Here is a 25,079-nt window from a genome sequence, read left to right on the forward strand (position 1 = left end):
ATTATCTTTTGTCAAAATAATAATGTCTATTGAAAGTTAAGTAATCAAGTTGTAAACTTCAATTGTTCATAAAAATAAAATTGTTATTGGAGGTGAAGTGGGGTGTCTGATTCAATCACTATCATTGATGAGAATAAGGTGATTGATGTAGTTTTAATTGCTGGGCGCATCCTACTAGAAGCGGGTGCTGAAACGTATCGTGTTGAAGATACCATGAATCGTATCGCACACAGTTATGGCTTACATGATACATATAGTTTTGTAACATCGACAGCAATTATTTTTTCATTAAACGATCGTACGAGTACAAGGCTTATTCGAATCCGTGAACGTACAACAGACTTAGAAAAAATTGCTTTAACTAATAGTCTCTCGCGTAAAATTTCTAGCAATCAACTTACTATCGATGAAGCCAAAAATGAGTTACTTCACCTTAAACGTGCATCTCTTCAATATTCTTTCTTAATGAATTTACTCGCTGCATTCATTGCATGTGGTTTTTTCCTGTTCATGTTCGGAGGCGTCGCATCTGACGCATGGATTGCTTGTATCGCCGGAGGTGCTGCATTTTTAACTTTTAGTTTTGTTCAAAAATATATTCAAATTAAATTCTTTTCTGAATTTGTAGCATCTGCTGTCGTGATTAGTATTGCGGCAATTTTTATTAAACTCGGAATCGCTAAGAACCAAGATATCATTACCATCGCTAGTGTTATGCCACTGGTACCTGGAATCTTAATTACCAACGCGATAAGAGATTTATTAGCAGGTGAATTATTGGCTGGTATGTCCCGTGGCGTTGAGGCTGCACTTACTGCATTTGCTATCGGTGCCGGTGTCGCAATTGTATTACTATTATTATAAGAAAGGCTGTTCAAAATGTTCATTTATTTAATACACTTTATCATTAGTTTCATTGCCACAGTCCTTTTTTCAATTATTTTCAATGCGCCTAAAAAGCTACTACTAGCGTGTGGTTTTGTAGGAGCAGTAGCATGGACGATTTACCAAATGACTGTGGGATTGGACTTAGGTAAAGTAGGCGCTTCTTTCTTAGGAAGTTTAATCTTGGGACTAATGAGTCATACTATGAGCAGACGATATAAACAACCTGTAATCATTTTTATAGTTCCAGGAATTATACCTTTAGTACCTGGTGGTGCAGCCTATGAAGCAACTCGTTTTTTAGTATCAAATCAATATACTAATGCTGTTAATACTTTTCTAGAGGTAACACTTATTTCAGGTGCGATTGCATTCGGTATACTCGTATCTGAAATCGTCTACTTTATCTATACACGTATTAAACATCAATATGGTAAAATTAAAGGTAAAACTTATAAAAAATCCTATAACATGAATAATAGAGTATAACTATAAGGGGGATGTCTTCTTATGAAACAACAAATTATCGACAGATTAACAAGATATGTAAAAATTGATACTCAATCAGACCCAAAATCTCAATCTACGCCATCTACAAATAAGCAATGGGATTTACTGCGCTTACTAGAAAGTGAACTTCAAGAGCTTGGGCTTACGACTGATGTAGATGAGTATGGCTATTTATTTGCAACTTTAGAGAGTAATATTGAAAATCATGTGCCTACGGTTGGTTTTTTAGCACACGTTGATACATCACCTGATTTTAATACTTCAAATGTCAACCCGCATATTATCGATAATTATGATGGACAAGCTATCAAACTCGGTGAAACAAACCGCATACTCCACCCAGATGTCTTTCCAGAATTAAAGCAAAATGTCGGTCATACACTAATGATTACTGATGGCACTTCATTATTAGGTGCTGATGATAAAGCTGGAGTTGTAGAGATTATGGAGGGACTCAAATATTTAATTGAACACCCTGAAATTAGTCATGGCCCGATTCGAGTCGGTTTTACTCCTGATGAAGAAATTGGAAGAGGTCCTCATAAATTTGATGTAGCACGTTTCAATGCTGACTTTGCTTACACAATGGATGGAAGTCAATTTGGTGAACTTCAGTTTGAAAGCTTTAATGCTGCTGAAGCTACTGTCACATGTCACGGTGTTAATGTTCATCCCGGTTCTGCTAAAAATGCTATGGTCAATGCTATTAGCCTAGGCCAACAATTTAACAGTTTGCTACCTGCTCAAGAAGTCCCTGAACGTACTGAAGGTTATGAAGGCTTTTATCATATAATGAAATTTGAGGGTAATGTTGAAAAAGCAACACTTCAATATATTATTCGTGATCATGATAGACAGCAATTTGATATAAGAAAAAAACGTATATTGGAAATTCGTGATGATATCAATAATCACTTTGGAGATAATCCAATTAAAGTAGATATACACGACCAATACTATAATATGGCAGAAAAAATTAAGCCTCTCCCACATATTATTGATATCCCTAAGCGCGTTTTTGCCCGTTTAAATATTGAGCCTAATACAGAACCTATTCGAGGTGGTACTGATGGCTCCCAATTATCATTTATGGACTTACCTACACCTAATATCTTTACAGGTTGTGGCAACTTCCATGGTCCATTTGAATATGCATCTATCGATGTTATGGAAAAAGCAGTTCAAGTTGTCGTTGGTATCGCTGAAGAAGTAGCTAAAAAATATGATTCATAAAACATAATAAAAAGAAACCATTGTAAGTATATATACTAGATGTACTTACGATGGTTTTTTCATATTCTTTCAAATAATTAAGTTAAAGATTAAAGTTGGTTTTTAATAGCTTGAGTGCTTGCACAGTATAGTGTCTAATTTGAATACCCATTTTAAAATCAGTATATGTTTCAGGCATATCAATAAAAGTATTAAACATTGCTGTCACTTTTTGCGATTCAAATAAATCAAATTTATCACTTGTAGCACAAATTGCAATAGAAGGCTTGTGATGTTTTTGTGCTAAATCAGCAATACGTAAAGTCGTCGTTTCAAGAATTTGATCTTTTTCCTTTAAACCTTCTCCAAAAATAATTAAATCTGCTTGCTGGATTAAATGCTCTAAATGAGTGATTTGATTGACTAACTCATGGCTTGTTAAAATTTCAGCTTGATATAAGCTGTGTAATACAGCGGCTATACCACCTCCGGCACCACCACGTTCGATTGGTCCCATTGCCAATTTAAGTTCACTTTTAAATAATTCACTAAAATACCAAATTAAATTATCGATTTCAGCAGCTTCATTGTAAGTTATACCATATGTTTTATATGTTTGCATGATTTCACTTTGCTTACCATATAAACGACTAGAGAAATCAGACATAAGTTGAATATGAGCATCTGACAGTTTAGGGTGTATTCCCGACAAATCGATGCGTCTAATATATTTAATTATGTAAGCACCTTTACTCACATCAACAATTTGCGCCTCATCGTCATAAAATTTTGCACCCAGAGCTTGAAGCATGCCTGCCCCACCGTCAAAGCTATCAATGCCTCCAAGTGAAATGACAATATGTTGCGCATGATTGTCTAACGATGTTTTTATGATTTCACCTAATCCATAACTTGAGTGTTGTTCAATAGGCTTGTCACCATTTAAAAACAAGTTACCTTCAATAACAGTCATACCGCATTCTGTCTGACCATACACCGCTTCAACCTTATTCATATCAGCATCATGAACAGTCACGCGATACTTACTTCCTGATTGCCAAAGAAATACCGAATCCATTAATTCATGACGTCCGTTAAATAACGGAACTTGTACAATATCTGCGTGTTCAATTTGACTCGCTACCGCTTCCTCAACATATCTATTCGCTTGATAACTAGAAATAATTCCATTGAACTCATCCATGGCTACTAAAACTTTCATTGTCTTAACCACCTTATATTTTTCTCTTTAACAATAATGAATTTTTTACTAAATACATAATAATGATAAGTCATTTTTTAGATTGGGACTCATCTCGACTACTTATATAATATTAATAGATGTTTTTAAGTTAACAACTTACTCATTACCACATTATACATACATTCATTAAAATTTTCATAGCATACGAAAAGCTTGCCACAAATGGTCTTTTACTGACATCTATGACAAGCTGTGTTTAAATTTTAAGTTTTAAATTATTCCTCAGCTTGAGCAAGTTGAGAAACGTTAATATCATCATGATCGGCATTCCACTTCATTTCACCGTCTACAAAGTAGAAGGCTTGTGGAGATTCATGTTTTACATTTGTTTTTTCTGCAATATAGTCCGATAATTTACGTTCTTGTTGAATGATTAAATAATAACCATCAATATCTCTTTCATATAAAAACTTATTGAATTGATCATACGCATTTGCAGAAATTGGACAAGTTTCACTGTGTTTTAATACAAAAACATATTTGTTTTCTTCTAAGACTTGTTCAAACTGGTCAATTGAACTCAGCTTAATAGCCATTCTATTCACCTCTAAAATAATTATCACATTTATGAGCATATGCGTGATATTCATATCCCAAAATCATATCAGTGGGTATAATTATACACACTCTTCTGTGTAATGTTAACCATCATTTTTTATTTTATTCAAATACCATCTAATTAACATTTTGTTTTAACTGTTTAAAATCTCTATTAAATGATTTATCCATTTTAGAGATATCTTTTCCTTCTTTTGGCAATTGATTAACATCAATTTTAGATAATTTTTCACTCACTTTAATTGTATCTACTCTTGTATCATAATAGTTTTGTAAACTGTAATACATCTCTATAGCATTTTTTCTAGCATTATCGACATTTTGATCAGAGATATTTGTTTGGTTAATTTCGGTAATTTGCTTTTCTATAAGTGGTGAAATATGATTTTTAATTGCTTCTTGTGCCGAATCAGAATTCGTTGTTGAAGAATCTAAATACTTTTTCGCAGTTGCTTTTAACTGTTTATTGTTATCTTCTAATTTAGATTTTAATTGATTCGCATCATCCCGGTTTGTCGCTTTATTAATATCAGATTCGACTTCTGATCTATTCTTTTCAAATAGCTTCGTATAATCTAAGATATCTTCGTTATCTTTTATAGAACGATTACATAAATCAACAAATAATTTTAAATCTTTAATTGATGCTTCTTTGTCCTTGACAGTATTTAAGTATTTGGCTCTTAAATCTCTAACTTCATTTGTTTTAGCTGGTAAATGTTTTGTTGAGTTTTTATATTTTTTAAATTCCGGCATCAAATAGTTATTAATATCCTTTTGAAGTGCAATAAATTCCTTTTTATTTTTATCAGTTGTATCAGTTTTACTTAAATTATCTAATTCTTTTAAATGTATTTTATCCATAATTTCTTCTACATTTTTTTGTTTCTGTTTTACGTCTTTATATGTATTAGAAAAATCATGAAAATCCTTTTTAGTTTCATTACCGCAAGCAGTCAAAGCTAACATAAAAGTAACAATTAATGTGATAAATAGTAATTTCTTCATATTTGCACTCCTTATCACTAAACATTATACATAAACGTATTTATTATGAAAATAAATTATGTTATAGTATGGTGGATTTTATTGTGAAAAATTATCAAAATGTTTTAAGGAGTTTCACATGTACCCATATGTCCAACCATTAATCCAAAAAAAAAGCTATAGAACCTTTTATTAAAGAGTATGAAAATATTAAAAACGTTTTATTTAATTTGTTAGATTCTCCAGTGAAATATACTCAACATATTGGTGGAACTCGTCATTTCAATTATGACACTGAGCCAATTATAGATATTCTCGTAGGTGTCAATAATTTACATGACATCACATCCTTAGATGAAAAACGTTTAAACTATGCTGGATTCTATCGCTTGCATCACTCCTATAATAAAAAAGTAGTCATGGCTCGTTTCAATAACTTGCATGACTTAAAACAAGAGGTACGACTACATATTATTCAATTAAACACACCAATTTTTAGACAGTATCAAAATGTAGATAATTTATTATCCAATGATAACAATATCGCACAACGCTTTTTAGCTAAGAAAAAAAGTATTTTAGAACATGTACAATACATTCGTGCGTATGAGAATCAGAAGCAAAGTTTTTTCGAAAAACTTAATAAGCAATCAAGTTAATTTGGTTTTTCATAACTATTATTAAACAGAGTCACACTTAAAGTATATATAATGGTTATTTAATATATTCAAATTTCGCAAATAACTTTTAAAGTTGATATAATAATAGTGATATTAAGAAGATGAGAAAGGATGTTCAAAACGTTGAATAAAAACGACATCTTAAGCGAATTAAAATCAATTATCCCTAGTGATATTATTAAAGTAGATGAGCCTCTTAAACGTTACACTTATACAGAAACTGGCGGAGAGGCAGATTTCTATTTATCACCTACTAAAAATGAAGAAGTACAAGCTATTGTAAAATTTGCATACGAAAATGAAATACCTGTTACATATTTAGGTAATGGATCAAATATTATTATTCGTGAAGGCGGTATTCGAGGTATCGTTTTAAGTTTACTTTCACTTAATCACATTGAAACTTCTGATGATGTCATTATTGCAGGAAGTGGCGCTGCCATTATTGATGTTTCAAGAGTTGCGCGTGATCATGTTTTGACTGGTCTAGAATTCGCTTGTGGCATACCTGGCTCGATTGGTGGCGCTGTGTTTATGAACGCAGGCGCTTATGGTGGAGAAATTAAAGATTTCATCGATCACGCTTTATGTGTAAACGAAAAAGGAGAATTGTTAAAACTCACTACCGAAGAATTAGAGCTCGATTATCGCAATAGTATTGTACAGAAAAAACATCTAGTAGTATTAGAAGCAGCTTTCACATTAGAACCTGGACAACTAAAGGATATACAAGCTAAAATGGACGATTTAACAAAACGTCGTGAATCTAAACAGCCTTTGGAATTCCCATCTTGTGGTAGTGTATTCCAACGACCACCAGGTCACTTTGCAGGTAAGCTAATCCAAGATTCTGATTTACAAGGACATCGAATTGGTGGGGTGGAGGTATCAACTAAACATGCTGGTTTTATGGTTAATGTCGATAATGGTACTGCCACAGATTATGAAAACTTAATTCATCACGTACAAAAAACAGTGAAAGAAAAATTCGATGTGGAGTTAAACACAGAAGTACGCATTATTGGTGAACATCCTAAAGACTAATCTCATCAAGGAGGTACTTCTTATGGCAAAGGTATATGGTTCATTCATTGATAAAGATACTATATGTAAACATTACCATTCACCTTCAGATATTATAGCTATCAAATTCAAATGCTGTAATAAATATTATCCTTGTTATAAATGTCACAATGAACATAAGTCTCATCCAATACAAAGATGGGCTGAAGATGAATTTGATGAAAAGGCTATTATGTGTCAGTATGAAATGAGTATTTATGATTATATGATGTTCGAAAGATGCCCACCCTGTGGAGCCCAATTTAATAGTAGATGTAAATTTTCACTACCATTTATACTTCGAAGTATAGAAAAATATGCTGATACGTTTATTATAGTATGATAGCTACTAAACTGAATTTCATAAAAAATCAGTTTAGTAGCTCTTTTTATATCAATGGTCCATTCACTTATTTAAAACTTTCGTTCAATCTTATTTTCTCTTTTTATAAAATTATTTTTCAAATTAATGAATTACTTTATTGAATTCATTAATTTGTTTGATAGTAGTTGTTGAAGAACCCGAAGAGAAGTACCATAGTTTTGGATCTAATTCATAAACATTTTTACTTCTAATTGCTTATACATTTTTAATAACTTTATTTTTTAGAACTTGATTAATTGTTGATTTACCACCTACAACTGAACCACGATCCATAGCTAATATAACATCCGAATTTTGTTTGTTAATATATTCATTATTTATGTTTTGACCATGCGGACTATTGCTTACCTTTTTATCAGCAGGTTTAAACCCTAATAAGTCAAATAATAAACCACCAAATCGTCTCCTCCTGGGCCATACGTTGATAATTCACCTTCATTTACCAATAAGTACATTACTTTCTTATCAAAGCTTTTAGTTTTATCTTTCATTTCAGAAATCTTTTTGGCTTTATCTTCTTTGTCATAGATTTTATCTAAATTCTCTGTATTTCTTTTCATATAATTAACTAAGTTATCTTCACTTGCACCTACATATACTACTTTGGCATTTTTTGCAGCTTTTTTAAATTCATCTAAATTTTTTTGATTAGCTGTTCTTCCTGAAATGAAGATAACTTCCACTTTAGCTGACGCAATTCTATCAAAGTTCACTTCTTTTAAATTCCCTGTATTGATATACTTATAATCTTTAAACTCATCTAAAAATTTAGGCAAAGATTGATTATTTTCTCCTTTTGGCAAACCTTTTACTTTATTTGCAACACCTAATTCTTTTAACACATCAAGTGCACCATAATCTAATACTACGGCATTTTTAGGATTCTTTGGAATTTTGACAGTATTACATATTTCTTTAGCATCACTACCATCACGTTCTTTACCGCTTGCTTCAAAATTATTCTTGATTTTTACAGTATCTCTTGAATCACTATTTTGATATTTAGAATCTAAACCATTTTTATTCAAACTATTACTACAAGCAGATAAAACTTAAAACTAAAGATAATAATAAAAATAAGACAGTTTTATTAATTCGTACTACTCCTTAATAAAACTTGACCTAAATGCAAAGTTACATTTAAACTTTTCTTTTTATCTTTTGTATGTATCACCCCTTTGACTATACGTCTAAATATCTAAAACTCAACTGAGTCAAAAGTAGCTTCATCATAATAAAGACAAATACGTTGTCCTATTATCTCTTCTACACGAACTTCCATTTCATATAATTTTTTCAATATGTCAGGCTGAATAACATTATCTTTAACATCAGCTTTGACTGTTTCACCTTGTTTAAGCGCGACAATATTGTCTGAATAATAAGAAGCAAAATTAACATCGTGTAATACAATAATGATTGTTTTATTTCATTTACGACACAAATCTCGTAACGTTTGCATTATTTGTACTGAATGTTTCATATCTAAATTATTTAAAGGTTCATCAAATAATATATAATCAGTATCTTGTGCTATCGTCATAGCAATATATGCACGCTGTCACTGCCCTCCAGATAGTGTTTTTATATTACGACTTTTAATTTCTTGCGGTTGTAATAAATCTAGAGCATACTCTACTTTGTCGTAGTCTTCTTTCTTCATTCGACCTTTTGAATATGGAAAACGACCAAAGTTAACCAATTGCTCAATAGTAATATTCATTTCAGTGTGATTGGATTGCTTTAAAATACTTAATTTTTTAGCCAAATCATCAGTTTTATAATCTGAAAGTACTTTGCCTTCAATCGAAATTGCGCCGTTTTCATAGTTACATAAACGACTAATAGCAAATAATAATGTATTTTTAACAGCACCATTAGGTCCTATTAATGAATTCCGTTTTCCCTTTTCAATATCAACGCTAATATCTCTTAAAATAGGTTTATTGTCTATCATTTTGTCTAAATTTTGAATTTGAATCAATTTGCACTTCTCCTTTTAACAAGTAAGTAAATGAAGTAACTACCACCAACTAAATCCACTATCAAACTGAATTCAGTTGTTGCTTCAAATAGATTTTCAATTACCCACTGTGCCATATATAAACTAATCCAGCTGAATAATATTGTTGCCGGTAAAATAAATTTGTGTTCATACGTCTTCATAAATTCGTGTGCTAAGTTGACTGTTAATAAACCAAGAAATGTTACAGGACCTATTAATGCAGTAAATATAGAGACAAGTAAAGCAACCAAAATAAGTAATAACCGCATCATATTTTTATAAGATACACCTAAATTAATCGCCTGCGCTCTTCCTAATAAAAGCACATCTAAATAAGGACGAAGTACAATTGTTACAGCAATTAAAACCACTAACAAGATGCCTAATACAATTACTAAATTAGAATTTGATGCATCAAAACTAGCAAACATGACATTTTGAACCGCTAAGAAAGATTCCGGGTTCATTATGAGTTGGAAAAAACTTGTAATACTACGGAAGAATGTTCCTAATATCACGCCGACTAATAGTATAAAATAAACTGAAAAGTGACCAAGTTTAAATATGACTTGAAATAATAGTAATGAAAATAACACCATTGCAATCAAAGTTATTAAAAAATTAAGATAGATGTTTGTGACTACGGTTGCTTGCTCACCTAATAAAAAAATGGGTAACACTTTGACAAATAAATATACTGAATCGAGTCCCATAATAGAAGGTGTTAATAATCTGTTTGTAGTAATAGATTGAAAAATAACTACTGAGGTTCCTATCGTTGCACCTACCAATTAGAATAAGAATGAATTTTTTTAAACGACTTTGGAATTGATATTCAAATATATTAAAATCTAAACCTACTAACAAATAAAATATAGCCATACAAATTGCAATAACGACTAGCATACTTATTTTTTTGTTAGAGCTCATTAGCATAATTTTTCCTACCTTTCATTAGCAAGATTAGGAAAATAATTGTGCCAAATACTCCTATCGTTAATCCAATATTAATCTCATAAGGATAAACAATTATTCTGCCAATAATATCAGCAATTAAAACAAAAATCGTACCAAACATGTGTGGTAATGTATTTTTTAAATGATCACCTCTATAAATAGAGATAATATTCGGTACAATTAAACCTAAAAATGGTAAAGTCCCCACTGTAACAACTACTAAAGCTGTTAGCATTGCTGTTATAAATAACGCGATATTAATGATTTTTTCATAACTTACACCCAAGTTATGACTAAAGTCTTTTCCCATACCTGCAATTGTAAAATGATTTGCAAAAATAAACGCTAGAATAAGTAAAGAGATAGTGAGATACAACACTTCATAACGACTACTCGTTATAATGGCAAAGTTACCAGTTAACCAGTTCCCAATACTTTGTAAGGCATTTGTTCTCAACGCTACAAATGTGGTAAAGCTGGATACAATTCCACCAATCATAATACCTAAGAGTGGAACAAAAATGACTTCTTTTACACGTATAAGATTAATTAATCGGACAAATAAAAACGTTCCAATAATACCTAAAGCAACAGCAAACAATAATTTGATTAAAATGTGACCATTTGGAAAGAATAAAAGTGACATTAAAATACCTAATTTCGCCCATTCTATAGTGCCAGCTGTGGTTGGACTTACAAATTTATTTTGCATCATCTGTTGCATAATTAATCCTGCTAAAGCGAGTAAACTTCCTGAAAGGAGGATACTAACCGTTCTAGGGATACCGCTTGAGAACAAAATATTCTTTTGCTCATCATTTAAAAGGAAAATATCTAATATAGAGAGCTGACTCACCCCTATAAATAAAGAGACAACAATTAAAATCACTAATAAAATAAATAAGGCATAACCTTTAAATATAAATTTCATTAGTCATTCTCCTTGCTAAATATGATTGATGCGGAAGGTAATAACCTAACTTAAATGATAATGATTATCATTAATATTATAGATAATACTATCTTTTTACAATATCTTTTCATGTTTTTTGAAATTTCTTTAATAAGTATTTATATATAACCATTCGTAATACATGGCTGTTATTCATATTTATAACATTTCACACAAAAAGAAGACTCCTATCAATTTTAATAGGAATCTCCTTTTAAATGAATGTCATCTATTTATCAAAGATAAAGTCTTCGTCTTGTAAAGCCTCAACGTTTAGCGCTAACGTATAGCCATCACCTTTGACTGAGAAGAAGTCATGATTCTTAGTAGATGTGTCCAATGCATTTTCAATAATAGGATTAAGTTCACGTTCTTCGAAATATGGTTCAAATCCTAAGTTTGATAATGCTTTATTACCATTATAACATACATAGTTTAGAACATCTTCAGTTAGACCAATATCATCATACAATAAGTGAGTATAAGAAACTTCATTATCGTAAAGTTCGTTTAATAACTTATACATTTCTTGATCAGCTTTTTGCTTTTCACTTTCGGATAATTCATTACGTAAACTTTGTGCATCTAAACCAGTAAATACACCGTGAATAGACTCATCTAATAATAGAATTTTACGTATAATCTCACCAGATGTAGTCATTTTACCTTGACCCGCAAGATAAAGGGGATAATAGAAACCTGAATAGAACAAGAAGGTTTCTAAAAAAACACTTGAAACTCTCGCAATATATTGATCGAAAATCGACGCTTCTTTACCCCAAAGTTTGTGATAATTTTCAATAATTTTATCTGATTTATATTTTAAATGAGGTTGTTCAATAACCCATGTATCTAACAAATAGTTTGTTTCACTAGATGGAAGTAATGTGGTAAAAATGTGTGAGTAGCTTTTAGCATGTATTTGTTCCATCATTGCCATAAACGAATATACAGCTTTTTTTCTTAAGTCTGTCGTGTGGAGCATGATCAATGGCATACCATCATCTGCTTGATGCGTATCTAAACCTGTTAACCCTGCTAATGCTTTTTTAAACGTTTCTTTTTCAGAATCTGATAAAGTTTTCCAACTTGCTATATCTTTTGAAACTTTAAATTCTGTTTCTACCCACATTTGTGAGATATTTTGACGCCAGAACATATTCGTCATATCTTCTTGGGTATTCCAGTTAACTGCTTTCATTAAAATCCTCCTGTCATATACGTAAGTTATAGAGAATTCAAACCAATGAGCAATAAAATTTAAAAACGAACTCATTGGTTAAAATCACAATGTTTTAGTTTGATTTTACTAACTTAATTAAATTGCACAACTTGTACATTCTTCAACACTTAATAATTTATTACGTGTGTAGTAAAGAGACTTTAAGCCTTTGTAGTGAGCATAAACATATAATCTTGAAAGTTCACGTGTAGAAATCTCTGAATTCACATATAGAATGGTAGAAATACCTTGGTCAACATGTGTTTGAATCGTTGACACTAAATCAATCAATTTCATTTGATCCGTGTTAAATGCAGATTTGTAATACCACATTGTTTCTGGTGATAAGAAAGGCATAGGATAGAACGTTTCTGCATTACCATACGTACGACGTTCGATTTGATCAACAATTGGCATCACAGAACTTGTTGCATTTTGGACATAAGAGATGCTTTGTGTAGGCGCAATTGCAAGTCTATATGCATGATAAAGTCCATAATGTTCTACTTTTTCTTGTAATTCTCTCCAATCTTTAGATGTTGGAATGAAGAATCCATCAAACAGTTGACATACCTTTTCAAATTTAGGTTGGAATTCCTGAGAAGTGTAGAATTCAAAATATTTACCATTAGCATAATCCGATTGGTCAAAGCCTTGGTATTTTTCTCCACGTTCTTTAGCAATTTCCATTGAACGTTCAATGGAATAATAATTCATCATCATAAAGAAGATATTTACAAAATCTTTAGCTTCTTCAGATTCATAACCAATTTTATTTTTAGCTAAATATCCATGCAAATTCATGACACCTAAACCAACTGAATGTAATTCACTGTTTGCCTTTTTAACGCCTGGAGCATTCTGAATATTAGCTTCATCACTTACTACTGTTAGTGCATCCATACCTGTATAAACAGAGTCTCTGAACTTTCCAGATTCCATTACATTCACGATATTTAATGAACCTAAATTACAAGAAATATCTCGTTTAATATCATCTTCAGTGCCATAGTCATTAATAATTGATGTTTCTTGTAATTGGAAAATTTCTGTACACAAATTACTCATTTTAATTTGACCAATATTAGAGTTTGCATGAACTTTATTCGCATTATCTTTAAACATGAGATATGGATATCCTGATTGTAATTGAGTTTGTGCAATCATATTTAACATTTCACGTGCATCTTTTTTCTTCTTCTCAATATTTGAATTAGCAACCATATCTTCGTAATACTTTTCTAAATCAATATCATCTAACGTTACGCCGTATTCTTGCTTTACAGTGTGCGGTGCAAACATGTAGAATTCTTTACCCTCTTTAGCTAAATCAAAGAATTTTGAAGGAACAATCAGACCTGTTGAAATTGTAGATAAACGTAATTCTTCATCTGCATTTACTTTTTTAGTATCTAAAAATTCTTCAACATCGTAATGGAAAATATTTAAATAGACTGCCCCAGCACCTGGACGTTGACCTAATTGGTCTGCATAACTAAACCCACCTTCTAACGCTTTAGCTACAGGTAATACTCCTTTAGCAACACCTTTAATACCTTTGATTGCCTCACCACGAGCACGAAGTTTAGATAAATTGATAGCAACACCGCCACCAATTTTACTTAATTGTTTAGCTGTTGAATCAATAAAGTTAATAGAGTTTAGACTATCATCAACTTCTAATAAGAAACATGAAACAAGTTCCCCTCTTCTCGCTCTACCAGCATTTAAAAATGTAGGTGTGGCTGGTTGGTATCGTTGTTCAACCATTGCAGAAATAAACTGTTTGGCTTGTTTCATGTCACCATTAGCTAAATAAAGTGCAACAATTGCTACGTGTTGGTTGTAGTCCTCTAAAAATTGACGCTTGTCATTCGTTTTTAAAGCATAATCTTTGTAAAACTTACTAGCAGACATATAGCTAGCAAATCGAAAATGAATGGACTTAGCAAACTCAGTGATTTCTCTTAACTCAGCTTCACTATACTTTTCAAATACATCGAAGTAGAAATGGTTATCTACTAAATAATGAAGTCTTTCAATCTCATCATCAAAGTAGATCATTTTATCATGAATTTCTTCAAGATAAACTTTAAGAGACTCTTGATCTTTTTCTAAATTAAAGAAGCCATTATCTTTTCTTTTTGTAACTTCATTATTCAGCTCAATATGATTGTATTTCTTCTCTTCCATGGTTTTCATTGAAATTACCCACCTTATCCTTAAATTCAATAACGTCCTTATTTGTGCCTTGTACTTCAAATTTCATTAGTAAAGGAACTTGATAGTCCTCTGAGATAGTATGACCTGCTTTAGCGAAATTTTGTCCCCAATTTCGATTTCCACTAGCAGCTACCGCTTGTAGTTGAGAGTGGTTTACACGCAAAAAAGATTGAACCGGTTGTGGCACTTCACCAAATCCGATAGTGCCAGTAACTAAGATGTATGGTTCATTAACTGGTTCTGTGCAATTATCTTGAGTAATTTCTAGTGTATCTTGAATTTCTGCACGATGAATAAAACGTCTAACATTTCCAGAAAATGAATAATATACTACTTTCATTGGATCACCTTCTTTCATCAACCTTCTCAATACCGTTAAACAATAGTGCCCAATTATCAGTTAAAATATAAGGCTCTACTATTATTTTAGAAGTGTAGACTTTTCAATATACTAAACCCTTTAAATATTTTAAAAAAGTCTGAATTTGATACTATATCTATAAATAGATAACGACAATATATAGTGATTAAAACTTAAATTACACCAAATGATAAATTCTATTTTTTGTAACTGTTTACTTCAATTACAGTTATTTATTATCAAATGTAGTGTCATATTGCATTAAAATGATTATATTCTACAGCATCAATTTTCATACCAAACACTATATATAGTGTTTGGTTTTTAAAATCAATACTATATTCTGTGTTTCATTATACATAAGTCAAATGTTTAATGAAAGTTAAAAATTAATGACGAAAATGAAGATATTAATTAGAAAGTGCATCACTACGTCATTAAAGTCATTTATTCTGAATAAAAAAATTTTTTTCAAGCTTCTTTGCTTGCTTTTTAGTCAAAAATAGTCATTTACGGTTTATTAGCGATTTACAAGACCACTGCGTTTATTTATAAATAAACTATATTTATATAAAATATTCATATTGTAGTCTAAATGATTCTAGATGTAAACTTTAAATCGAACGTTTGTTCGCGTTTTTATTTTAACTGCTCCCCTGATACTTTGCAAGGATTTATGCATATCTTTTATTTATATGCTAATATAATTACGTTAATCATATAGGATCGAGGCGATAATATTGAATCCAAAAGTAAAAGGTATTATTGCTATTTTAATTTCTGCTGTAGGTTTTAGTTTTATGTCAGTATTTTTCAGACTAGCTGGAGATCTGCCTGTATTTCAAAAATCACTAGCTAGAAATTTTGTAGCCATGTTTATACCATTATTTTATATATATAAATATAAGCAACCTATGTTTGGAAAATTAAGTAGTCAACCATTACTTATTACACGTTCAACCCTAGGTCTTATAGGTGTTTTACTTAATATTTATGCTATTGATCATATGGTATTAAGTGATGCAGATACGTTAATGAAGTTAAATCCATTTTGGACCATCGTCCTAAGTTTAATATTTTTACATGAAAAAGTTCATAAATACCAAATTTCAGCGATGATTATTGCAATATTTGGAATGCTTCTCATCGTTAAACCAGAATTTTCTTCTTCAGTCATTCCATCAATTGCAGGATTATTTTCTGGTATATTTGCCGCATCTGCTTATACATGTGTAAGAGCATTAAGCACCCGTGAAAAACCATATACAATCGTATTTTATTTCTCACTCTTTTCTGTTATTGTACTTATACCATTTTCAATCTTTACCTTTACACCTATGTCAACTACTCAAATTATATTTCTACTCGGTGCAGGATTATCAGCAGCTGTTGGCCAAATTGGTATTACACTTGCTTATAGTTTCGCCCCCGCTAAAGATATTTCAATCTTTACGTATGCTTCAATTATTTTCACGGCAATATTTGGGTTCATACTCTTCGGAGAATCACCAGATATGTTAGCAACAGTAGGATATGTAGTAATTATTAGTGCAAGTTATTATATGTTTGAAAAGGCACGACGAGAAACAACTATAAAACAAAAGTAGAGGAGCAAAAATTATGACACAAGGACGTCAAAAAGGTGAATTAAATGATATCAGCTTATTAGGCAATCAAAATAATCAATATGACTTTGACTATAGACCTAATATATTAGAAACTTTTGATAATAAACATCAAGGTCATGATTACTTTGTGAAATTCAATTGTCCTGAATTCACATCATTATGCCCTATCACAGGACAACCTGACTTCGCTACAATTTATATTTCATATATTCCAAATATAAAGATGATAGAATCTAAATCTTTAAAACTTTATCTATTTAGTTTTAGAAACCATGGCGATTTTCATGAAGATTGTATGAATATTATTATGAACGATCTTATCAACTTAATGAATCCACATTATATAGAAGTTTGGGGGAAATTCACGCCAAGAGGTGGCATATCGATTGATCCATATACTAACTATGGTCGTCCTGGCTCTAAGTATGAAAAAATGGCTGAACATCGACTTATGAATCACGATATGTACCCTGAAAATATTGATAATCGATAAACATTAATGCGTTCTCCGCTGATGAAAAAGTCAGCGGATTTTTTCTGCTTAGCCTTATTTATTCATAAAAAAAACAGTTGCACTTTGTCGTGTTAAAGCGTATTTTATTAATAGTGCTTTATTTATTCAATTGAGTATATTAAATAAACAAACTTAATAGCATTAACACCTTTACTCAAATGTTGTTAAAGATAAAATCGACAGAATATTCTTATTATTTTTATTTTTTGAAAATTATTGAAACTTTTTAATTACAATAGTAAAATCATTTTTAAACAATTTAATATGGTTATTTGGGCAAGAAAGGTTGGGATGATTTATGACTTCAAATAAATCCCATGAACAAGCAGTTCAAGAAATACCTCAACAAGGATTCTTCGGACATCCTAAAGGGTTAGGCGTTCTCTTTTTCGTAGAGTTTTGGGAGCGATTCAGTTACTACGGTATGAGAGCAATGCTTATTTTTTATATGTATTTTGCAATCCAAGATCACGGACTAGGCATTGATAAAACAACAGCAATGTCAATCATGTCCGTATACGGAGCACTCATTTATATGTCTTCTATTCCAGGTGGGTGGATAGCAGATAGAATTACAGGAACACGAGGGGCAACACTTATTGGTGCCGTACTAATTATCATAGGTCACATCTGTTTAAGTTTACCTTTTGCAATGGTAGGTTTATTCACTTCCATGTTCTTTATCATAGTAGGCTCAGGTTTAATGAAACCAAATATTTCAAATATTGTTGGTCGACTTTATCCAGAAAATGACGTTCGAATGGATGCAGGATTTGTTATATTTTATATGTCAGTCAATTTTGGTGCATTAATTTCACCAATTATATTGCAAAATTTTATTGATATTAAGAATTTCCATGGTGGCTTTTTAATCGCAGCTATCGGTATGGCACTTGGATTGGTTTGGTACGTCTTATTCAATCGCAAGACTTTAGGTAATGTGGGCATGAAACCAACTAACCCATTATCATCTGCTGAAAAGAAAAAGTATAGCACTATCATTGGTATTATTGTCGCAATTATTGCTATAGTTTTAATTATTTCTTATATCACTCATACACTATCCTTTGATTTAGTGAGTAATACAGTACTTATTTTAGGTATTGCTCTACCTATCATTTACTTTACAACTATGATTCGCAGTAAAGAAGTTACTGATACAGAACGTTCAAGAGTTAAAGCGTTTATACCACTATTCATTTTAGGTATGTTATTCTGGGCTATTCAAGAACAAGGGTCTAACGTTTTAAATATATATGGAATTGAACATTCAGATATGAAAGTGAATCTTTTCGGTTGGAAAACAAATTTTGGAGAAGCTATTTTCCAATCAATTAATCCATTATTTATCTTACTATTTGCGCCTGTCGTTTCTGCTATATGGCAAAAATTAGGTAAAAAGCAACCTAGCTTACCTATCAAATTTGCTATCGGTACATTATTAGCAGGTTCGTCATATATCCTTATAGGTATTATTGGTAATATATATGGTGACACACATTTCTCAGTGAATTGGGTTATTCTTTCATATATTATTTGTGTTGTTGGTGAATTATGCTTATCTCCTACAGGTAATAGTGCAGCTGTTAAGTTAGCACCAAAGGCATTTAACGCACAAATGATGAGTTTATGGTTATTGACGAATGCTTCTGCACAAGCTTTAAATGGTACTTTAGTTAAATTAATTAAACCACTCGGTCAAACAAATTATTTTATCTTCTTAGGTGTAACTGCAGCTGTGATTACTCTAATTATTTTAGTTTTCACACCTAAAATTACCAAAGCTATGAAAGGGATTCGTTAAACCATATATTTTAAACTGAAACTGTCGACAGATGTCGGCAGCTTTTTTATATCCACTTATCAAAACACTAACCCTATTTATCGTCAATTTTAGCACAATTTTGTTACAATAATCCAACTTTTTATTTTATAATAATGATTAATTATCATTTAATTTCTAAAAAATCGGGTAATTCTATCACTAATAGATTTTTATGAAAGTGGGCATACATTTATGAAAAATAGATACAATCATGGTGTTCTTTTCTATCATGAACATAGTGGGTTAAAAAATATTTATGATGGCCTTGGTGAAGTCACCAAATCTTTAAGCTCCATGTACAAACGTCTCTCTATTCAGTTAAGTGAAAAAAAAGGAGACATTATAAAATACTGTGAAAATATTAAACATCACAATTATGATTCAGATACAGATATTTTATTTATTTTAGGAGGAATGGTACTGTTAATGAACTGGTTAATGGTGTTATGCAATATGATTTAGAATTACCTATTGGAATTATTCCTGGAGGTACATTTAATGATTTTACTAAGACATTAAATCTTCATCCTAATTTTAAAAATGCGAGCGAACAATTATTAACTTCACAAGTGCAACCTTATGATATTCTTAAAGTCAATAATAGATATGTACTTAACTTTGGTGGTTTAGGGTTAATCGTTCAAAATGCAGAAAATGTTCAAGAAGATTCAAAAGACATTTTTGGCAAACTCAGTTACATTGACTCTACTGTTAAAACGTTACTTAATCCTAGTAAATTTGATTTTACACTTAATATAGATGGTAAAGAGAAGAAAGGAAATACCTCAATGATACTTATTGCTAATGGACCTAACATTGGTGGTGGACGAATTCCTTTAACAGATTTATCTCCTCAAGATGGTGAAGCAAATACTTTTATTTTCAATGATCAAAATGATCAAAGCTTTAGTATTTTGAATGATATTTTCAAAAAACGTGATAGTATGAATTGGAATGAAATTACAGAAGGTATTGATCATTTATCTGGCAAGCACATTTCACTTTCTACAGAACCGACTATGAAAATAGATATTGATGGCGAAATAAGTTTAGAAAAACCAATTGAAATCAAAGTGTTACCAAAAACAATACAACTTCTTACTGTCACTGAACTCAACGATTAAATACAATCGACTTCCAATATTTATTCAAATTACAATTAATTTAAAAAATAAATCAGTTACGATTTTTTATTTCGTACTTAATTTTTTTACCACAAAAATTTTTCTTCCTCCAAAAATGAATTTTTTAAAATTACAAATGTTCCTCTATACTATTAAATATGCTGTTTCTCTATATTTACGATATAACAGATAATATAACTAGTTGTTCATATAAAAATCACATTTACACATCTATCATTCTAAATTTTCTTTTAATTTAGAAAAAGGTGTACTATAATATTTGTGAAATAATTCACAATCTCTAAGGAGTGGTTGTATATGTTAGCTATATCAGAAAAAAGTAATCATGAAATGAACAAAGAAGAAGTCGCAAAAATGATTAATTCATTAGCAGAAAAAGGACAAAAAGCTCTAAAAGAATTATCTAAAAAATCTCAACAAGAGATTAATCAAATCGTCCATCATATGAGTATGGCCGCTGTTGATCAGCATATGCATCTAGCTAAACTAGCTTACGATGAAACTGGTAGAGGTATATATGAAGATAAAGCAATTAAAAATTTATATGCTTCAGAGTACATATGGAATTCAATTAAAAAAAACAAGACTGTAGGTATTATTGGAGAAGATAAACAAAAAGGATTAACATATGTTGCTGAACCTGTAGGTGTCATTTGCGGTGTTACACCAACTACTAACCCTACGTCTACGACAATTTTCAAAGCAATGATTGCTATCAAAACGGGTAATCCAATCATTTTTGCCTTTCACCCAAGTGCACAACAATCATCAAAACGAGCAGCTGAAGTTATATTAGAAGCTGCCATTAAAACAGGAGCACCAAAGGATATTATTCAATGGATAGATGTACCATCAATTGAAGCAACTAAACAATTAATGAATCACAAAGATATTGCTTTAGTACTTGCAACTGGAGGATCTGGAATGGTTAAATCTGCTTATTCAACAGGTAAACCTGCGTTAGGAGTTGGTCCAGGTAATGTCCCTACTTATATTGAAAAGACTGCACACATTAAACGTGCAGTTAATGATATTATAGGTTCTAAAACATTTGATAATGGTATGATTTGTGCCTCTGAGCAAGTCATGGTTGTTGACAAAGAAGTTTACACAGAGGTCGTTAAAGAATTTAAATTACATCAAACATACTTTGTTAACAAAAACGAACTTCAACAATTAGAAGATGCTATCATGAATGAAGATAAAACTGCAGTTAAACCTGATATTGTAGGTAAATCTGCAGTTGATATTGCCCAACTCTCAGGTATTCGTGTGCCACAAAACACTAAATTATTAGTAGCAGAAATTGATGGTGTTGGAAAAGATTATCCATTATCACGTGAAAAATTATCACCAGTACTTGCATTGGTGACAGCAAAATCTGCAAAACACGCTCTCCAAATTTGTGAAGAAACTCTAGAATTTGGAGGTTTAGGTCACACAGCCGTTATTCACACAGAAGATAGTCAGTTACAACAAACCTTCGGACTTAAAATGAAAGCTTGTCGTGTGTTAGTAAATACACCTTCAGCTGTTGGAGGAATTGGAGATATGTATAACGAATTAATCCCATCACTCACATTAGGTTGTGGTTCTTATGGTAGAAACTCTATTTCTCATAATGTAAGTGCAGTAGACTTATTAAATATTAAAACAATTGCTAAACGTCGTAATAACATGCAATGGTTCAAACTTCCACCTAAAGTTTATTTTGAAGAAAATTCAGTTATGTATCTGAAAGAGATGGAAAATATTGAGCGTGTAATGATTGTATGTGACCCTGGAATGGTAAAAATTGGTTACTCAGATATAGTTGAAAGTGTTTTAAGACGCCGAGAAAACCAACCTCAAATCAAAATATTTAACGAAGTTGAACCAAATCCATCAACTCAAACAGTTTATAAAGGGTTAGAAATGTTTATTAATTTCCAACCTGATACAGTTATTGCTCTAGGTGGCGGTTCTGCAATGGATGCAGCCAAGGCGATGTGGATGTTCTTTGAACACCCAGAAACATCATTTTTTGGAGCAAAACAAAAATTCTTAGATATTCGTAAACGTACCTATAAAATTGGAAAACCTGAAAACGCTAAATTAATATGTATTCCTACTACATCAGGTACCGGTTCAGAAGTAACTCCATTTGCAGTTATTACTGATAGTGAAACACATGTAAAATATCCACTAGCAGATTACGCTTTAACACCTGATATAGCTATTGTCGATCCACAATTTGTATTAAGTGTCCCTAAAAGTGTCACTGCTGATACAGGGATGGATGTTTTGACACATGCGATAGAATCTTATGTTTCTGTAATGGCTTCTGATTACACAAGAGGCCTAAGCTTACAAGCAATTAAGCTATCATTTGATTACCTAAAATCATCAGTATATGATAATGACAAATTATCAAGAGAAAAAATGCATAATGCTTCAACAATGGCTGGTATGGCATTTGCAAATGCGTTTTTAGGAATTTCACACTCTATTGCACATAAAATTGGCGGAGAATATGGCATTTCACATGGTAGAACGAATGCTATTTTATTACCACATGTTATTCGTTATAATGCTAAAGATCCTCAAAAACATGCTCTATTTCCTAAATATGACTTCTTTAGAGCAGATACTAACTATGCAGATATTGCAAGATTTTTAGGACTTAAAGGAAACACAACTGAAGAATTGGTAGAAGCTCTAGCTAATGCAGTTTACGATTTAGGATGTTCAGTCGGTATCGATATGAATTTAAAATCACAAGGCGTCACTGAAGAAGTGCTTAATTCTACTATAGATAGAATGGCTGAATTAGCTTTTGAAGATCAATGTACAACTGCCAACCCTAAAGAACCATTAATAAGTGAACTTAAAGGCATTATTCAAACAGCTTATGATTATGAAAAATAATTTCACAAATTGATAACATAATAAAAAAGTCATAGGTCATCCTAAAATGTAACCTATGACTTTTTATTTTTCATTACTCTTTAATAGAATTAAAATAATTTTCGACATCTCTCCAACCGCTTACGCGATCAAATCTATGTTCATTCACATTATGATGGTAAACATTATAGATTTATCTTCAAAAATTTCTAGTTGTTTTGGATTATCGTCAATAAGAAAATCTGCATTAATAATATTCTTTCTACCACAAAAGACAAAGTGTTGAGGCTCTAAGAAAGGAAAGAATTCTAATAACCACTCAAATGAAGTCAGAACGTCCATAGCTGCAGTCGCAATATAGATATCGTACTGTTCATTTAACTTTTTAACAACTTCCTGTGTATGAGATATGACATTTAAATGTCTAGTTCCCTCAATATCTCTGCAACTAAGCCTTCATGCTCGGGCATCATATGCTTTAGTTTTTTACCATTTAAAGATTCAACTGTGATACCTAAATCCGTTCGCTTATTCACTACTTCAATCACTGCGCCTAAAGTATCAGCAAGAACTTCATCCATATCTATAGCAATTTTTTGTCGCATCTAACTCTTTACACTCCCTATTTATGTTGTCAGTATATAGTATAATAACTATATTTATACAATTGAACTTACTTATATATGGTATAACGTCTTTAAAAAATCAAAAAATGATTTCATAATCATATGTTTTAATATTTAAACTGCTTCAATACTGCTAACATTTTCTCGTTTTGTTCTGGAAAACCGATGGTAATTCTTACTCCATTTGTAAATTGTCTTGTAATACATCCGACGTTTAATAATTCATCATATAATTCTTTACTCCTTGTTGTTTGCACAAAAACAAAGTTAGTTTAACTTGGTAAAAAATGCTCACTTTGTGGAATTTGATAGAATTTCTCACGCTCCTTCGCATTTATTTGAGTAATCTCATTTAAATATATTTGATCTTCTAAAGCTGCTATAGCTGCGTATTCCGAGAGTCTTGTCACATTAAAAGGTGGTCTGATAATATTCCATTTCTCAATAGCATCCGATGAAGCCACCACATATCCAACTCTTAAACCATATGCTTTTGAAAACGTACGTAATAAGAATGCATTGTTAAATGCTTCTTGTAATTTTAATGTGTCTGGAAAATCATTAACTGTCACAAATTCCACATATGCTTCATCAATAAGAACAGGAATGTGACTTGGAACACGTTCTAGAAAATGATGTAATTCATCGTGACTAAAATAAGTACCTGTAGGGTTATTTGGATTACACAACCAAACTAATGCCGTAGTATCTTCGATATGATTAAGAATACCTTCTAAATCATACCCCCCATTTTTCAACGGTACTTGAATGACTTCCGCAGATTCTACTATTGCATTATGATAATATTGGTCAAATGTAGCCTCACTAGTGACAACTGTATCGCCTTTTGTCAATACTGCCCTAGAAATCATAAGGATTACTTCATCTAAACCAGCACCAAATAAAATTCGAGAAGCATCAACATGAAGATGCTTGCTGAGTACCTCTTTTAGTGCTGGTGACCCTGACTCTGGGTAATAATAGAGATTATCCAATTGAGCCTTAATCACCTCTTTTACTTTAGGAGTAGGACCATATAAATTTTCATTAGAAGCTAACTTATATAACTCTCCCTCAATACCATATTTCTTTTTTAAAGTATCAGGAGAAAGTCCAGGTCCGTATGCTGATAATTGATCTAACTGTTTCTTCATCGATAAATCATTCCTTAAATTGACTGAAATTTTAAAAA

The 25,079-nt window shown here is 31.4% G+C and carries 15 protein-coding genes and 8 pseudogenes; 11 read left to right on the forward strand and 12 right to left on the reverse strand.

Features of this window, described 5'->3' with window-relative positions:
* Positions 1–102: 102 nt before the first annotated feature.
* Genes DYE57_RS09440 through pepT form a run of 3 tightly spaced genes read left to right on the forward strand, consistent with a single transcriptional unit; the run spans position 103 to position 2,628 of the window.
* Positions 103–864, forward strand: coding sequence for a threonine/serine exporter family protein (locus tag DYE57_RS09440; RefSeq protein WP_115313812.1), 762 nt, complete (start codon positions 103–105; stop codon positions 862–864).
* Positions 865–879: 15 nt separating this feature from the next.
* Complete coding sequence (locus DYE57_RS09445) at positions 880–1,374, forward strand: threonine/serine exporter family protein (RefSeq protein ID WP_115313813.1); 495 nt, start codon at positions 880–882, stop codon at positions 1,372–1,374.
* A 21-nt stretch (positions 1,375–1,395) separates the two neighbouring features.
* Positions 1,396–2,628, forward strand: a complete 1,233-nt coding sequence (pepT, locus tag DYE57_RS09450) for a peptidase T (RefSeq protein WP_115313814.1) — start codon at positions 1,396–1,398, stop codon at positions 2,626–2,628.
* Between the two features lie 82 nt (positions 2,629–2,710).
* Here pepT and DYE57_RS09455 read toward each other — a convergent pair whose 3' ends face one another.
* The 3 genes from DYE57_RS09455 to DYE57_RS09465 form a co-directional block, all read right to left on the reverse strand.
* Positions 2,711–3,829: a glycerate kinase gene (locus DYE57_RS09455; RefSeq protein ID WP_115313815.1), complete on the reverse strand. Its 1,119-nt coding sequence runs from the start codon at positions 3,827–3,829 to the stop codon at positions 2,711–2,713.
* 257 nt (positions 3,830–4,086) lie between these two features.
* Positions 4,087–4,407: a bacillithiol system redox-active protein YtxJ gene (gene ytxJ, locus DYE57_RS09460; protein ID WP_115313816.1), complete on the reverse strand. Its 321-nt coding sequence runs from the start codon at positions 4,405–4,407 to the stop codon at positions 4,087–4,089.
* Between the two features lie 139 nt (positions 4,408–4,546).
* Entirely contained in the window at positions 4,547–5,437 is an 891-nt protein-coding gene (locus DYE57_RS09465; RefSeq protein ID WP_115313817.1) for an EMYY motif lipoprotein, read from the reverse strand.
* 118 nt (positions 5,438–5,555) lie between these two features.
* On the opposite strand from DYE57_RS09465, the pseudogene DYE57_RS09470 reads away from it, so the two are divergent.
* From DYE57_RS09470 to DYE57_RS09480, 3 genes and pseudogenes are all read left to right on the forward strand, one after another.
* Positions 5,556–6,075: pseudogene (locus DYE57_RS09470) on the forward strand (GrpB family protein).
* A gap of 132 nt (positions 6,076–6,207) precedes the next feature.
* On the forward strand, positions 6,208–7,140 hold the full coding sequence (gene murB / locus DYE57_RS09475) for a UDP-N-acetylmuramate dehydrogenase (protein WP_115313818.1): 933 nt from the start codon (positions 6,208–6,210) through the stop codon (positions 7,138–7,140).
* A gap of 22 nt (positions 7,141–7,162) precedes the next feature.
* Positions 7,163–7,469: pseudogene (locus DYE57_RS09480) on the forward strand (CHY zinc finger protein).
* Positions 7,470–7,624: 155 nt separating this feature from the next.
* Here the strand turns inward: DYE57_RS09480 and DYE57_RS09485 are convergent.
* The 7 genes and pseudogenes from DYE57_RS09485 to nrdI all read right to left on the reverse strand — a co-directional run bounded on the left by DYE57_RS09485 (position 7,625) and on the right by nrdI (position 15,242).
* Positions 7,625–8,638: pseudogene (locus DYE57_RS09485) on the reverse strand (ferrated catecholamine ABC transporter substrate-binding lipoprotein SstD).
* A 103-nt stretch (positions 8,639–8,741) separates the two neighbouring features.
* Positions 8,742–9,527, reverse strand: a pseudogene (locus tag DYE57_RS09490) (iron ABC transporter ATP-binding protein).
* Positions 9,524–10,484: pseudogene (locus DYE57_RS09495) on the reverse strand (iron chelate uptake ABC transporter family permease subunit). The pseudogenes DYE57_RS09490 and DYE57_RS09495 overlap by 4 nt, the downstream one beginning before the upstream one ends.
* Positions 10,468–11,436, reverse strand: a complete 969-nt coding sequence (locus DYE57_RS09500; protein WP_115313819.1) for an ABC transporter permease — start codon at positions 11,434–11,436, stop codon at positions 10,468–10,470. Before DYE57_RS09500 ends, DYE57_RS09495 begins: the two are co-directional and overlap by 17 nt.
* Positions 11,437–11,686: 250 nt before the next feature.
* On the reverse strand, positions 11,687–12,658 hold the full coding sequence (gene nrdF / locus DYE57_RS09505) for a class 1b ribonucleoside-diphosphate reductase subunit beta (RefSeq protein ID WP_115313820.1): 972 nt from the start codon (positions 12,656–12,658) through the stop codon (positions 11,687–11,689).
* A 117-nt stretch (positions 12,659–12,775) separates the two neighbouring features.
* Entirely contained in the window at positions 12,776–14,881 is a 2,106-nt protein-coding gene (gene nrdE, locus DYE57_RS09510; RefSeq protein ID WP_115313821.1) for a class 1b ribonucleoside-diphosphate reductase subunit alpha, read from the reverse strand.
* On the reverse strand, positions 14,844–15,242 hold the full coding sequence (gene nrdI, locus DYE57_RS09515; protein WP_115314138.1) for a class Ib ribonucleoside-diphosphate reductase assembly flavoprotein NrdI: 399 nt from the start codon (positions 15,240–15,242) through the stop codon (positions 14,844–14,846). The genes nrdE and nrdI overlap by 38 nt, the downstream gene beginning before the upstream one ends.
* Before the next feature lie 761 nt (positions 15,243–16,003).
* Between nrdI and DYE57_RS09520 the strand changes: the two genes are divergently transcribed.
* The 5 genes and pseudogenes from DYE57_RS09520 to adhE all read left to right on the forward strand — a co-directional run bounded on the left by DYE57_RS09520 (position 16,004) and on the right by adhE (position 23,282).
* Positions 16,004–16,870, forward strand: coding sequence for a DMT family transporter (locus DYE57_RS09520; RefSeq protein ID WP_115313822.1), 867 nt, complete (start codon positions 16,004–16,006; stop codon positions 16,868–16,870).
* Between the two features lie 13 nt (positions 16,871–16,883).
* Positions 16,884–17,384: a preQ(1) synthase gene (gene queF / locus DYE57_RS09525; protein WP_115313823.1), complete on the forward strand. Its 501-nt coding sequence runs from the start codon at positions 16,884–16,886 to the stop codon at positions 17,382–17,384.
* A gap of 319 nt (positions 17,385–17,703) precedes the next feature.
* A complete protein-coding gene (locus tag DYE57_RS09530) occupies positions 17,704–19,209 on the forward strand; it encodes an S-Cys-Gly-3M3SH uptake peptide MFS transporter (RefSeq protein WP_115313824.1) in 1,506 nt (501 codons plus the stop codon).
* Positions 19,210–19,422: 213 nt separating this feature from the next.
* Positions 19,423–20,354 (forward strand): annotated as a pseudogene (locus DYE57_RS09535) (diacylglycerol/lipid kinase family protein).
* Between the two features lie 318 nt (positions 20,355–20,672).
* Positions 20,673–23,282 carry a bifunctional acetaldehyde-CoA/alcohol dehydrogenase gene (gene adhE / locus DYE57_RS09540; RefSeq protein ID WP_115313825.1) on the forward strand — a complete coding sequence of 870 codons (2,610 nt, stop codon included), beginning with the start codon at positions 20,673–20,675 and terminating at the stop codon, positions 23,280–23,282.
* Between the two features lie 73 nt (positions 23,283–23,355).
* On the opposite strand, the pseudogene DYE57_RS09545 reads toward adhE, so the two are convergent.
* Positions 23,356–23,866, reverse strand: a pseudogene (locus DYE57_RS09545) (5' nucleotidase, NT5C type).
* A gap of 128 nt (positions 23,867–23,994) precedes the next feature.
* Positions 23,995–25,041: pseudogene (hisC, locus tag DYE57_RS09550) on the reverse strand (histidinol-phosphate transaminase).
* Positions 25,042–25,079: the final 38 nt, after the last annotated feature.

This window comes from Staphylococcus saccharolyticus (assembly GCF_900458815.1).
Classification (GTDB): Bacteria; Bacillota; Bacilli; order Staphylococcales; family Staphylococcaceae; genus Staphylococcus; species Staphylococcus saccharolyticus.

What these genes read in the sequence shown, in the direction of transcription:
- ytxJ (WP_115313816.1), bottom strand. Translation starts at nt 4,407, where the DNA reads ATGGCTATTAAGCTGAGTTCAATTGACCAGTTTGAACAAGTCTTAGAA.
- nrdF (WP_115313820.1), bottom strand. Translation starts at nt 12,658, where the DNA reads ATGAAAGCAGTTAACTGGAATACCCAAGAAGATATGACGAATATGTTC.
- pepT (WP_115313814.1), top strand. Translation starts at nt 1,396, where the DNA reads ATGAAACAACAAATTATCGACAGATTAACAAGATATGTAAAAATTGAT.
- adhE (WP_115313825.1), top strand. Translation starts at nt 20,673, where the DNA reads ATGTTAGCTATATCAGAAAAAAGTAATCATGAAATGAACAAAGAAGAA.
- nrdI (WP_115314138.1), bottom strand. Translation starts at nt 15,242, where the DNA reads ATGAAAGTAGTATATTATTCATTTTCTGGAAATGTTAGACGTTTTATT.
- DYE57_RS09455 (WP_115313815.1), bottom strand. Translation starts at nt 3,829, where the DNA reads ATGAAAGTTTTAGTAGCCATGGATGAGTTCAATGGAATTATTTCTAGT.
- murB (WP_115313818.1), top strand. Translation starts at nt 6,208, where the DNA reads ATGTTCAAAACGTTGAATAAAAACGACATCTTAAGCGAATTAAAATCA.
- nrdE (WP_115313821.1), bottom strand. Translation starts at nt 14,881, where the DNA reads ATGAAAACCATGGAAGAGAAGAAATACAATCATATTGAGCTGAATAAT.
- DYE57_RS09445 (WP_115313813.1), top strand. Translation starts at nt 880, where the DNA reads ATGTTCATTTATTTAATACACTTTATCATTAGTTTCATTGCCACAGTC.
- DYE57_RS09530 (WP_115313824.1), top strand. Translation starts at nt 17,704, where the DNA reads ATGACTTCAAATAAATCCCATGAACAAGCAGTTCAAGAAATACCTCAA.
- DYE57_RS09500 (WP_115313819.1), bottom strand. Translation starts at nt 11,436, where the DNA reads ATGAAATTTATATTTAAAGGTTATGCCTTATTTATTTTATTAGTGATT.
- queF (WP_115313823.1), top strand. Translation starts at nt 16,884, where the DNA reads ATGACACAAGGACGTCAAAAAGGTGAATTAAATGATATCAGCTTATTA.
- DYE57_RS09465 (WP_115313817.1), bottom strand. Translation starts at nt 5,437, where the DNA reads ATGAAGAAATTACTATTTATCACATTAATTGTTACTTTTATGTTAGCT.